Origin of the sequence: Faecalibacterium sp. IP-1-18 (assembly GCF_023347355.1) — a bacterium.
GTDB classification, from domain to species: domain Bacteria; phylum Bacillota; class Clostridia; order Oscillospirales; family Ruminococcaceae; genus Faecalibacterium; species Faecalibacterium prausnitzii.
In genome coordinates this window covers 1-12804 of the sequence record NZ_CP094472.1, presented here as the reverse complement: position 1 = coordinate 12804, position 12804 = coordinate 1, and the positions used below count along the sequence as shown (strand labels likewise).

The window sequence follows — 12804 nt, the reverse complement described above, 5'->3', positions numbered from 1 at the left end:
CGGAGAACCCCATAAAAGGCACTATTGCTTGTATACTATAATAGCAGATTCCGGCAATAAAGTAAACGCAAACCGCCCGACAAACGCACCAAAAATTAAGAAATTTTTTAGCGGTTTTGTACTTTCTTTAGTGCGTTAAAGCAAGCAGTGATGCAGATTTTCGGTTTTTGGGGGCGGGCTCTTCCAGAAATTGTGATTTTTTTCGCAAGAGGGGTTCCCTCTCCTCTTGTATTTATCATATCTTTATTGACAACAAACCGCACTTTGCCGTAAACTGAGAGCATAAAACCGGCGCAGCGCCGGAAAAGGGGCGTAAAACAAATGAACGATACCGTACACTTTGAAAAAACTCTCTCCAGCGAGACCCTGTTCGAGGGGCGGGTCATTACCCTGACCAAGGACACCGCGCTGCTGGAAAACGGCAAGACCGCTACCCGCGAGGTGGTGCATCACCACGGCGGTGCCTGCATCCTGCCTTATTTTGCAGACGGCACCATCTGCATGGTGCGGCAGTTCCGCTATGCCATGCAGCAGCAGCTGTGGGAGCTGCCCGCCGGTAAGCTGGAAAAGGGCGAGGACCCCTTTGCAGCCGCCAAGCGGGAACTGGAAGAGGAGTGCGGCCTGACCGCTGACAACTACATCTCGCTGGGCGAATTCTACCCCACCGTGGGCTACGATACCGAGGTCATCTATACTTGGGTAGCCACCGGTCTGCACGAGACCAAGATGCACCTTGATGCGGACGAGTTCCTGACCCCCGACCGGGTGCCGCTGGAAAAGGCGTATCAGATGGTCATGAGCGGCGAGATCAAGGACGGCAAGACCATTGCGGGCATCCTGAAGCTGAAGGCTCTGCTGGCCGAGGGCAAGCTGTGATCTTATACGAGGACGCCGCCCTTGTGGTGCTGGACAAGCCCGCCGGGCTTTCCAGCGAGGAGGGCGTGCCCGCCGCGCTGCGGGCGCACTGGAACGCACCTGATGCCTTTGTGGGGGTGGTGCACCGGTTGGACACCGGTGTGTCCGGGTTGATGGTCTATGCCCGCACCCCGGCAGCTGCCGCCGCACTGAGCCGTCAGGTGACCCAAAGTCAGGACGCCTACGCCGTGCAGGATGGCCGCGCCGAGGGCAAATCCACCGCACCGCAGTTCGTCAAGCAGTACCGCGCGGTCCTCGCCGGTGTGCCGGACGCGCAGCTTCCTGCCGCCGGGGTGCTGCGGGATTACCTGTTCAAGGACAGCCGCAAGGGCAGGGTGTTCCCGGTCAGCCGTCCCCGCAAGGGGGTGCGGGAAGCGGTGCTGGAATACCGCATCCTTGCCACGGCAGGGGAGAGCAGCCTTGCCGAGATCATCCTGCACACCGGGCGCACCCATCAGATCCGGGTGCAGTTTGCTTCCCGCAGGCACCCGCTGTACGGCGATGGCAAATACGGCAGCCGTCAGAAGGGCAGCATTGCCCTGCAAAGCTGCGGCCTGCGCTTTGTGCACCCGGACACCGGTAAGCCCATGGCCTTTTCTCTGCCCCTGCCCGCCGCCGCACCGTGGAAGGAGTTTTTGGAATTAGGTGAGTGATATGGAACAGCAATACAAGACTGATGCCGAAATTTACGCCGTGCTGGAACGGGAGATCATCGACCTGACCATCCGTCCCGGCTCTTCGCTGAGCGAGAACCCGCTGTGCGCCCGGTTCGGTGCGCCGCGCTCCCTGATCCGGGTGGTGCTGCAAAAATTGCAGGAAAACGGGCTGGTGCGCATCGTGCCCTACAAGGGCACCACCGTCACCCGGCTGAACCGGCGCATCGTGGACGAGCTGATCTACGAGCGCACCGCCGTGGAGGGACGCATTCTGCGGGACTTTGCCCCCAACGCCACCCCGGCGCAGCGGGCGCAGATCCGTGCGCGGGTGGACGCCTACGAAGCGCTGGCCCGCGCCGAGAACCCGGACTTCAACAAGCTGTACGAGATGGACTGCCGCCTGCACGAAACATGGTTTGCCGCCATGGACAAGATGTACCTGTGGAGCACCTTACAGAATGCCCACGCCGATTACAGCCGGTTCCGTATGCTGGACACCATGACCACCGGCGGGCTGGACGAGGTGATTGCCGACCACCGCAACCTGCTGAACGCCATCGAGCGGTGCGACCTTGCCGCCTTTGAGCCGCTGGTGGAGCGCCACCTGTACGGCGGCATCCGCCGCCTTGGCAGCAAGCTGACCAAGGAATACGCCGACTTTTTCGAGCCGGAAAACGTGAAATAAGTCAAATTGTTCCACGGGGAACAAAGACGATTTAAAATGCCCTCCGCGCTGCTTTGGGCATCTTCAGCGGAAAAATTATTTTTTATTTGCGAAATGGGAAAATCTGCGGATTTTCCCATTTCGCTTTTTCACGGAAGTAATTATAAAGGGGTATCCATCACAGGCAAAAGCCCGGAGTGTCCGCAGACGCTCCGGGCTTTTGATATTCAGAACACTCCGGTGATGAAAATTTCCAGCCCGATGCCAATGAGGATGACACCGCCCAGAATATTGGCCTTGCCGGAAAGCTGTGTGCCGAACTTTTTGCCGATGCGCAAGCCTGCCATGCAGAGGATGAAGGTGACCACCGCAATGATGATGGCGGCGGTAAGTGCCATCAACCAGCCGTATTCCGAGATGGTGAAACCCACCGAAAGGGCGTCGATGCTGGTGGCAATGCCTTGCATGAACAGCGCCCCGGCGCTGAGCTGCGCCGCCTCCTCGGCTTCCTCGCCCCGGATGCCGTCCGCCAGCATCTTGCCGCCGATGTAGCCCAGCAGTGCCAGCGCGATCCACGGGATCAGGGTCTCAAAGGACGCAAACAGCTCCACGATGGTATGCACGCACACCCAGCCGATCATAGGCATTGCGGCCTGAAAAATGCCGAAAGTGCCCGCAATTTTGCCCATGGCGCCCTTGTTCATTTTAGGGTCGTGCAGGCCGTTTGCCATGGACACCGAAAACGCATCCATCGCAAGTCCCACGCCCAGCAAAACGCTGTTGAGAAAAAATACAAAACTCCATTCCATTCAGTCTGCCTCCTGTTTGTTGACCATAAACCAAAACAAAACCCGGCCCCGGGCGCGTTGTACGTCCGGAACCGGGTGATTTTTTGAGATCCACTCCATGTGCACGGGCGCAGCAAACGCGCACCAAAACACATGAGTCTCGCAAATGAAAGCAAGCCAGACCGGAAAGCGGTCATTGTGTTGACTTGCTGCGCTCTGCAAAGCGCCTGCTACTCCCCCACGGGTATTGTGATTTCGTTTATTCTAGCACAGTTTTAAGGGGAAGTCCAGACAAACCTGACGGTGAAACGATTTTAAATGTGCTCCGCTGCGCTCTGCACATCAATAGCGGAAGAATTATTGATAATTTCGGGTTTCAGGAAAGTCTGCGGACTTTCCTGAAACCCATTTTCACAAGAGGGGTCGTAGAGGAAAACCGTCCCTTATTCCTTCTCTTCGGGGTCTGCCTCCGGGGCTTCGGTGGCGGCGGCAGCATCGGCGGCTTCCATCTCGGCCAGCTGCTCGGCGGTGGGCTCGGCATCGGCTTCAGAAGCGTCGATCTTCTCGGTCTGTGCTTCGTCGTCGTGGTCGGTGCGTGCCAGCACCATCACCTTGTCGTTCTCGCCCAGACGCATCACCCGCACGCCGGAGCCGTAGCGGCTCTGCAGCGGGATCTCGTTGGCGTGCAGGCGGATAATGATGCCCTCCTGACTGCTCAGCAGCACGTCATCCACATCGTCCACGATCTTCACGGCGGCTACCTTGTCGCGGCTCACATCGTAGTTGCGGATGCCCTTGCCGCCGCGGGCGGTGATGCGGTAGGTGTCGATATCGGAGCGGCGTCCCTTGCCGTTCTCGGTCACGGTCAGCACCGTGCCGCCCTCGCGGCAGATGCACACGCCGACAACTTCATCGCCCTCTGCCAGACGGATGGCGCGCACGCCGTGGCCGTTACGACCCATCGGGCGGGCATCCTCCTCGTTGAAGCGGATGGCCTGACCGTTGCGGGTGGCAACGATGAGCATATCGTGGCCGGAGGTCAGGCGGGTCCAAGCCAGCGCATCGCCCTCATTCAGGGCAATGCCGATCAGGCCGCTCTTGCGGATGTTGGCGTACTGTTCCAGCGGGGTGCGCTTGATCAGGCCCTGCTTTGTGACCATGGTCACATAGCCGCCCGACTGCTCAGCATCCTTGCTCTGGCAGATCATGTTGGTGACCTTTTCGCCCTCCGCCAGCTGCAGCAGGTTGACGATATTCATGCCCTTGCTGGTGCGGCTGCCCTCGGCGATGGTGTAGCCCTTGATGCGGAACAGACGGCCACGGTCAGTGACAAAGAGCACATAGTCGTGGGTGGAGCCTACGAACATCTCCTGCACGATGTCCTCTTCCTTGCGGGTCATGCCGGAGATGCCGCGTCCGCCGCGGCGCTGTGCCTGATAGGTGGCCTTGAGCTGACGCTTGATATAACCGGCCTCGGTCAGGGTGTAGACGCACTGCTCCTCGGCGATCAGATCCTCAATATCCACCTCACCGGTCACGGACTGGATCTCGGTGCGGCGCTCGTCGCCGAAGCGCTTCTTCATGTCCAGCAGCTCATCCTTGACGATGGCAAGCACCCGGGCGTCATCGGCCAGAATAGCTTCCCAGTCCTCGATCTTGGCCTGCAGGCTTGCCAGCTCTTCCTCGATCTTCAAGATCTCCAGACCGGCCAGACGGCCCAGCTGCAGCTTGACGATGGCGTCTGCCTGCGGGTCGTCAAAGCCGAACTGCTCCATGATGGCAGCTTTGGCTTCTGCCATGCCGCCCTTGCAGGCGCGGATGGTGGCGATCAGCTCGTCCACGATGTCGGTAGCCTTCTTCAGACCTTCCAGAATGTGGGCGCGTTCCTTGGCCTTTTTCAGGTCGTACTGGGTGCGGCGGCGCACCACCTCGTCCTGAAACTCCACATACTTCTGCAGCATCTGCTTCAGGGTGAGCACCTTGGGCACCTTATGGTCGATGGCCAGCATGATAACGCCCACGGTGTCCTGCAGCTGAGTGTACTGGTACAGCTGGTTCAGGATGACCTGTGCATTGGCGTCCTTGCGGATATCCACCACGATGCGCATACCCTTGCGGTTGGTCTCATCGTTCAGGCCGGTGATGCCCTCGATGCGCTTTTCCTTGACAAGGTCTGCCATGTGCTCGATCAGACGCGCCTTGTTGACCATATAGGGGATCTCGGTAATGATGATCTGGGTGCGGCCGTTCTTGGTCTCCTCAATGGTGGCGCGGCCGCGCAGGGTGATCTTGCCGCGTCCGGTGGCGTAGGCGGCGCGGATGCCGCTGCGGCCCATGATGATGCCGGCAGTGGGGAAGTCCGGTCCCTTGATGTGCTCCATCAGGCCGGGCAGGTCGATCTCCGGGTCATCGATATAGGCGATGCAGCCGTCAATGACCTCGCTCAGGTTGTGGGGCGGGATGTTGGTGGCCATACCGACTGCGATGCCCTGACTTCCGTTGACCAGCAGGTTCGGGAAGCGGCAGGGCAGCACGCTGGGCTCCTTTTTGGTCTCGTCAAAGTTGGGGTCCCAGTCGATGGTGTCCTTCTCGATATCGGTCAGCATCTCCACCGCCATGCGGCTCATGCGGGCCTCGGTGTAACGGTAAGCAGCCGGGGGGTCGCCGTCCACAGAACCAAAGTTACCCTGACCATCCACCAGCGGATAGCGCAGCGAGAAGTCCTGTGCCAGACGTACCATGGCGTCGTAGACCGATGCGTCGCCGTGGGGGTGGTAAGAGCCCAGCACCGCACCAACGGTATCGGCAGATTTGCGGTATGCATGGCTGGGGTCGTTGCCGCGCTCATGCATGGTGTACAGGATGCGGCGGTGGACGGGCTTCAAGCCGTCCCGCACATCGGGCAGGGCGCGGGACACGATGACCGACATGGAATAATCCAGGAAGGCCGTTTCGATCTCCTTTTTGACGTCGCGGATGATCTTTTTGGTTCCGCTGCCCGGTATCATCACATAATCTTCTTCCATTTGTTCCTCCGTGTCTTACACGTCCAGCTTTGCGTACTGGGCGTTGGTCTCGATAAAGCGGCGGCGGGGCTCCACCTGATCGCCCATCAGGATGGTAAAGGCTTCGTCAGCCTTTTCGGCATCCTCGATGGTGATCTGCACGATGACCCGGTTGTCCGGGTTCATGGTGGTCTCCCACAGCTGTTCGGGGTTCATCTCACCAAGGCCCTTATAGCGGTTCACCTTTGCGCCGGGCATCTCCTGCGAGAGGATGGCCATTTCCGCGTCGTTGTAGGCGTACTTGATGGTGTTGCCCTTCTGCACCTTGAACAGGGGCGGCTGTGCCACATACACATGCCCCTGCTCGATGAGGGGGCGCATATAGCGGAAGAAGAAGGTCAGCATCAGGGTGCAGATGTGGGAGCCGTCCACGTCCGCATCGGCCATGATGAACACCTTGTCGTACCGCAGCTTGGAGATATCGAACTCGTCACCGATGCCGCAGCCTAGTGCCAGCACCACCGGCATCAGTTTGTCGTTGCCGTAAATTTTATCGGCGCGGGCCTTTTCCACGTTCAGCATCTTGCCCCACAGCGGCAGGATGGCCTGAATGGCAGAGTCGCGTCCCATCTTGGCAGAGCCGCCTGCAGAATCGCCCTCGACGATGAAGATTTCGGTGCGGCTGGGGTCTTTTTCGCGGCAGTCGGCCAGCTTGCCGGGCATCCGGCTGGTTTCCAGCGCGCTCTTGCGGCGCACCAGTTCGCGGGCCTTTTTGGCGGCGGCGCGGGCGCGGGCGGCCTGTGTGGCTTTTTCAAAAATGGCCTTTGCCACGCCGGGGTTCTCCTCAAAGAACTCCATCAGCTTGGAGTAGACCATGTTGGAAACGAGGGTACGAATTTCGGTATTGCCCAGCTTTGCCTTGGTCTGGCCTTCAAATTCGGCCTCCTGCAGCTTGACCGAGATGACGCAGATCAGACCCTCGCGCACGTCTGCGCCGGACAGGTTCTCGTCCTTGTCCTTCAGCAGGCCGTGGCTGCGGCCGTAGTCGTTGAACACGCGGGTCAGGCTGGCTTTGAAGCCCTCTTCATGGGTGCCGCCGTCCGGGGTGTTGACGTTGTTGGCAAAGCTCAAAAGCAGCTCGTTGTAGCTGGAATTGTACTGCAAGGCGATCTCTGCCACGCCGCGGTCGGTCTGTCCCTTGAGGTAAATAACGTTGGGGTGCAGCACTTCCAGCTTGCGCTTTTCGCCCAGATAGGTGACAAAGCTCTTGATGCCGCCCTCGTAGCACATGACCTCGGAGCGGTAGCAGGGGTCGCCCTCCTGCCCATCCTCCAGCACGGGGGTGTACAGCTGGCGCTCATCGGTCAGGGTGATCTTGACACCGGCGTTCAGGAAGCTTTCCTCCCGCAGGCGCTTTTCCAGCGTGTCGAAGTCGTAGACGGTGGTGTCCTTGAACATTTCCGGGTCGGGTTTGAAGGTGACCCGGGTGCCGGTGACGCCCTCGGCTACCGTGCCGATGCACTTGAGGTCGCCGTCCGGGTCGCCGCGCCGGAAGGTCTGCTCGTACTCCTTGCCATCGCGGCGCACGTTGACGGTAAGCCACTCGGAGCAGGCGTTGACCACCGAAGCGCCCACGCCGTGCAGGCCGCCGGCCACCTTGTAGCCGGAATTTTCGCCGCCGAACTTGCCGCCGGCGTGCAGGATGGTGTACACCACGGTGACGGCGGGCAGACCGGTGTCGGCCTGAATGTCCACGGGGATGCCGCGTCCGTTATCGGTGACCTGAATGATGTTATCCTTCAGGATCTTGACCTCGATGTGGTCGCAGTAACCCGCCAGAGCCTCGTCAATGGCGTTGTCCACGATCTCGTACACCAGATGATGCAGACCGCGCTCACCGGTGGAGCCGATATACATACCCGGGCGCTTGCGCACCGCCTCCAGACCCTTCAGCACCTGGATCTCGCTGGCGTTATACTCGTGGTCGGTTACGGTATCGGCATTTGTACTGGTAATGATTTCTTCTGCCATATCCTTTCTCCCTTTTGTTCATTTTTGCGTTTGTTTTTTCAAATTATAGCAAAGCGGGAACCGGTACACCATGGTGTACTTTTTTCTCGCTGTTTTGTTATGTTTTCACGCGCTGCCCGCAGCGGGCGTTCCGGCTGGCACGGTGCGGCTTTCCGGGCAGTTCCGGGGCTTTCCCATCCCTCTTTTTTCTGTGGATCTTCCGCCCGTTTTTCCGCAAATTTCACTCCACCATCTTTTGCGCTCTGCGGCGCATGGCGGCGCTGGACAACTCCGAAAGATACACCGCATCCACCAGCCCTCCGTCTGCCAGCACATAGCACTGGGGCAGCTCGTCCGAAAGGCTGACCACCGCCCCATTCTTCTGGGCGTAGTTCAAAAACTCCCGCCCCCGGGGGGAGATGGTGGTGGTCTCCAGATCAAAGATGCCAATGATGTCACGGTCGTTCAGAACATAGTCCCGCCCCAGATGAATATACATACTGTATTTTCTCCCGTGTCTTTTGTTTGCATAAAGTCCATGGAAATGTGCTTTTTATGCAATACAATTTACAACATTTTTCCATGCTGTCAGACCCGGTTCAGCACTCCGCCGTCCATGCGGTACACCTCGCCGTCGGTCTTTAAAAAGTCCGTGTCATCGCAGCTGGTCACAAAGGTCTGCTTCTCCTTCATGCAGGTGAGCAGATACTGCTTGCGCCCCTCGTCCAGCTCGCTCAGCACATCATCCAGCAGCAGTACCGGGTGCTCCCCGGTGATCTGCGCCGCCGCCGCGGCTTCGGCCATTTTCAGGCTCAGCACCACGCTGCGCTGCTGTCCCTGACTGGCATACACCCGGGCAGGCTGGTCGTCCAGCAGCAGCTCCAAGTCCTCGCGGTGGATGCCGCACAGGCTCTGCCCGGCGCGCAGTTCCTCCTCCTGCCGCTGACGCAGCAGGTCGGCAAGCCCGCCCGGCGCAAACTGGGCGGCATAGCGGATGCTCATCCGTTCTGCCCCGTGGGAAAGCTCCGCGTAGTTGGCACAGGCGCGGGGAGCCAGCAGTTTCAGATACTCCCGCCGCCGCTGCTGCAAAGCTTCGCCCTGCGCGGCAAGTTCGGTGTTGAGTACCTCCAGCAGGGTGCGCTTTTCCGCATAGGGGCGCTCCTGCCCGGTTGCAGAGTGGCGCAGCAGCGCATTTTTTTGCTGCAAAACCCGCACATAGCGGCGGTAGCTGGCCAGATACCCGGGGTACAGCTGACACAGCGCAGCGTCCAGAAATTTGCGCCGCCCTTCCGGTGCCCCCTTGACAAGGCTCAGGTGGCCGGGGTCGAACACCACCGCCGGAAAGCTGCCTGCCAGTGCCGCCGCCCGCTTGGGCGCTGCGCCGTTCACCGCCGCATAGCGCCCGGGCTTTGCGGCCTCCGGGGTGCCCACGGTCATGCGGATGTGGGCAGGCTCAGCGGGCTCGCAGCCCTCCGGCCTATCCCGCTGGGTGTCGGCTTCCAGCACCGCGAATGCTTCTCCCCGGCGCACAAGTTCGGCGTCCTTGCCGCCCCGGAAGCTTTTGCCGCCGGTCAGCAGCCAGATAGCCTCTAAAAGGTTCGTCTTGCCTTGGCCGTTGTTGCCGCAGATGACGGTAAGCTCCCGCCCGGGCTCCAGCCGTGCCGCACAAATATTGCGATAGTTCTGTACTTCCAGCGAAAGCAGACGCATTTACTGACCCTGCCCGATCTCTACGCTCTGACCGTCCAGCTCGATAACGTCTCCGGCGCGGCACTTTTTGCCCCGCATGGTGCACACCTCGCCGTTCACCTTCACAGCACCGCCCTGCACCAGCTCCTTGGCTTCGCCGCCGGTCTCGCACAGACCGGCAAATTTGAGCAGGGCATCCAGCTTGATAAACTCGGTATGAATGAGAATCTTCTGCATAAAACGCGCTCCTTAGTCGTTTTTAAACCGTACCGGCAGTACCAGATACAAAAAGTCGTTGCCCTCTACCGGCAGCACCTTCACCGGGCTCAACGGGCCGCTGATCTCCATGCGCACCTGCTCGGTGCGGGCGTTGCGCAGCGCATCCAGCAGATAGCGGTTATTGAAGCCGATCTCTACCTCGTCGCCCTCGCAGGCGGCGCTGAACTCGTCCACCACGCGGCCGAGGTTGGTCTGGCAGCGCACCACAACTTTACCCTCTGTAAAGGAGATGCGAAGGGGATTTTTTAAACGCTCTGTAATAATCAGAGAGGCACGCTCGATGGTGGAGATAAAGTCCTTGGTATCGATGGTCACACGGGTGCGGCTTCCGGCGGGGATGACGTTGCGGTAATTCAGGAACTCGCCCTCGATCAGGCGGCTCATGATGGTGTAACCGGCGGTGGTGAACACCACATAGCGGCGGTTGGCACTGATGTGCACATCCTCCTCGTCATCGTTGGCCAGCAGATGGGACACCTCGGTCATGGTCTTGCTGGGCACGATGATGCGGATATCCTTCACGGCAGTGATGGGGCGCTCCACGATGGCAAGACGATAGCCGTCCAGCGCCACTATGGTCAGCTTGTCCAGCTCGATCTCGAACAGTTCGCCGGTGTGGGCGGGTTTTTTCTCGTCCTGACTGACGGCATACAGGGTGCGGTCGATCATGTCCCGCAGCACGCCGGTCTTGATGGTCAGGGTCTGCTCCGCGCCGGTGTTGGGCAGATCCGGGAAATCGGTAGCCGGCATAGACTGGATCTCGAATTGTGCTACGCCGCTCTGGATGGTGGTCTTGCCGTTATCCGCCGCCACGATGCTGATCTGACCTGCCGGCATCCGGCTGATCATGCTGCTGAGCAGTTTTGCATTCAGCACGATCTCACCGGGTTCTTTGATGTTGGCTTCGATGGTGGTCACGATGCCCATTTCCAGATCGTAGCCGGTCAGGGTGAGCTGAAAGCCTTCGGCCTTCAGCAGAATGCCCTCCAGCACCGGGATGGACGAGCGCATGGTGACAGCTTTGGAAACGCCGTCGATGGCTGCACTGAGCAGTGTTTTATCGCAGACGATGTTCAAAACAGTATCTCTCCTTTTTTTCACACTTCCGGCTTGATCCCTGCTCTTTGGGCTGCTGCCGGAAGGCAGTAATATATTGAACTTGTTGTAGTAACCGTAGTAGGGGGTGGGGAAGATGTTGAAAACCCGGAAATGTCTTGCCGGGATGCGGGGCTTTGGCTTTCCACCGGATTGTGGAAGGCTCGTGAAGGAAATGTTGAAAGGTGGGGAACGGTGTTTCTTTCCACAGCCGATGTGAAGAACTGATGTTAAATGTTGAAAACTAAGTGGAAAGTGTGGAAAGCTTCGCCTTTTTGCCACAAGATATAGGCTTATTTTCCCCCTTTTGTTCCGTTTTCTCCCCATATTTTGGGGTCACACCCTGAAATGAGTATGACTTTTGCTCGGTTTTCCCCGGTTTAGGCCTTCACGTTTTTGATGATATCGCTCACGGTCTCCCGCAGATGCTGGTCGTTCTTCATGTCCCGTTCCATGGTCTTGAGGGAGTAGACGATGGTGGAGTGGTCGCGGCCGGAAAATTCCCGCCCGATCTCCTCCATGCTCATGCCGGTGACCTCCCGCAGGATATAGATGGCAACGCGCCGGGCGGAAGCCACGTTGGCGTTGCGCTTGGTGCCCCGAATGTCGGCAGGGGACACGTTGAAGGTGCGGGACACCTCGCCAATGATCTTTTCGATGGTCACCGGTACCGGCTGGGTCTCGTTGAGGATATCCTTGATGGCGTTCTGCGCCACGCTGATCACCGGCTGGATGCCCTCCAGCATATAATAGGCGTTCAGCTTTTTCACTGCGCCCTCCAGCTGACGGATGTTGTTTTTCAGGTGGTTGGCAATGAACTCTGCCACGTCCTCGGGCAGGTCCAGATGCAACAGCTCTGCTTTGCGCTTCACGATGGCAACCCGGGTCTCAAAATCCGGCGGCTGCACATCGGCGGTCAGACCCCACTCAAAGCGGGTGCGCAGACGCTCTTCCAGGCTCTTGATCTCCTTGGCGGGGCGATCGGAGGCGATGACGATCTGCTTGTGGGCGTCGTGCAGGGAGTTGAAGGTGTGGAAGAATTCTTCCTGTGTGGACTCCTTGCCCGCGATGAACTGGATATCGTCCACCAGCAGCAGGTCTGCTACACGGTACTTCATGCGGAAGTCCTCGGTGCTGCCGGCGCGGATGGCGGCGATCAGCTCGTTGGTGAACTGCTCACAGGTGACATACATGATGACGAAATCGGGGTGGGTGCGCTTGATCTCGGTCTGAATGGCGGTCAGCAGATGGGTCTTGCCAAGGCCGGAGCCGCCGTAGATGAACAGGGGGTTATAGGCCCCGGAGGGGTTTGCCGCCACAGCCTGCGCAGCAGCAAACGCAAACTGGTTGGACGGCCCCTTGATGAAGTTTTCAAAGGTGAACTCGTAGTTGCCCTGCGGGGAGGCGGGGTTTGCCTCGTACTGCTGGGCCAGCACTACCTCGTGGGGCGGGGTGCTGGGCACCACAAGGGTGATGTCCACATCAAAGCCCAGCACGGACTTGAAGGCCTCTTTGAGCAGGCCAAGGTACCGGTCGGTGACGATCTTGCAGATAAAATCGTTGCGCACCGACAGGGTGATATGGCTGGAGTCCTCAAAGCTGATGGGCTCCAACCCGTCGATATAAAGATTGTACGTTGGCTCGGCCATCTGCGCCTTGCAGTACATCTGGGCCGCTTCTAAAACGTCCTTGAAAGAATCCAT

The 12804-nt window shown here is 59.1% G+C and carries 11 protein-coding genes; 3 read left to right on the top strand and 8 right to left on the bottom strand.

Features of this window, described 5'->3' with window-relative positions; translation table 11 throughout:
* The first annotated feature begins 321 nt into the window (after positions 1–321).
* Genes MTP43_RS00055 through MTP43_RS00045 form a run of 3 tightly spaced genes read left to right on the top strand, consistent with a single transcriptional unit; the run spans position 322 to position 2256 of the window.
* Positions 322–876 carry an NUDIX domain-containing protein gene (locus MTP43_RS00055; RefSeq protein ID WP_113991702.1) on the top strand — a complete coding sequence of 185 codons (555 nt, stop codon included), beginning with the start codon at positions 322–324 and terminating at the stop codon, positions 874–876.
* On the top strand, positions 873–1568 hold the full coding sequence (locus tag MTP43_RS00050) for an RluA family pseudouridine synthase (protein ID WP_249234948.1): 696 nt from the start codon (positions 873–875) through the stop codon (positions 1566–1568). Before MTP43_RS00055 ends, MTP43_RS00050 begins: the two co-directional genes overlap by 4 nt.
* A gap of 1 nt (position 1569) precedes the next feature.
* Positions 1570–2256, top strand: a complete 687-nt coding sequence (locus MTP43_RS00045; RefSeq protein WP_117527212.1) for a GntR family transcriptional regulator — start codon at positions 1570–1572, stop codon at positions 2254–2256.
* A gap of 206 nt (positions 2257–2462) precedes the next feature.
* Here the strand turns inward: MTP43_RS00045 and MTP43_RS00040 are convergent, their stop codons facing one another.
* The 8 genes from MTP43_RS00040 to dnaA form a co-directional block, all read right to left on the bottom strand.
* Positions 2463–3044, bottom strand: a complete 582-nt coding sequence (locus tag MTP43_RS00040) for a manganese efflux pump MntP (RefSeq protein WP_249234947.1) — start codon at positions 3042–3044, stop codon at positions 2463–2465.
* Between the two features lie 422 nt (positions 3045–3466).
* Complete coding sequence (gene gyrA, locus MTP43_RS00035; RefSeq protein WP_249234946.1) at positions 3467–6049, bottom strand: DNA gyrase subunit A; 2583 nt, start codon at positions 6047–6049, stop codon at positions 3467–3469.
* 15 nt (positions 6050–6064) lie between these two features.
* Positions 6065–8059 (bottom strand): DNA topoisomerase (ATP-hydrolyzing) subunit B, encoded by a 1995-nt coding sequence (gene gyrB / locus MTP43_RS00030; RefSeq protein WP_005924236.1) that lies wholly within the window; start codon positions 8057–8059, stop codon positions 6065–6067.
* Positions 8060–8279: 220 nt separating this feature from the next.
* Positions 8280–8537 (bottom strand): extracellular matrix regulator RemB, encoded by a 258-nt coding sequence (gene remB / locus MTP43_RS00025; RefSeq protein ID WP_097785149.1) that lies wholly within the window; start codon positions 8535–8537, stop codon positions 8280–8282.
* An 89-nt stretch (positions 8538–8626) separates the two neighbouring features.
* Complete coding sequence (recF, locus tag MTP43_RS00020; RefSeq protein WP_249234945.1) at positions 8627–9748, bottom strand: DNA replication/repair protein RecF; 1122 nt, start codon at positions 9746–9748, stop codon at positions 8627–8629.
* Entirely contained in the window at positions 9749–9964 is a 216-nt protein-coding gene (locus MTP43_RS00015; protein WP_005924246.1) for an RNA-binding S4 domain-containing protein, read from the bottom strand.
* A 12-nt stretch (positions 9965–9976) separates the two neighbouring features.
* Positions 9977–11083 (bottom strand): DNA polymerase III subunit beta, encoded by a 1107-nt coding sequence (gene dnaN, locus MTP43_RS00010; protein ID WP_005924249.1) that lies wholly within the window; start codon positions 11081–11083, stop codon positions 9977–9979.
* Between the two features lie 398 nt (positions 11084–11481).
* On the bottom strand, positions 11482–12804 hold the full coding sequence (gene dnaA, locus MTP43_RS00005) for a chromosomal replication initiator protein DnaA (protein WP_005924255.1): 1323 nt from the start codon (positions 12802–12804) through the stop codon (positions 11482–11484).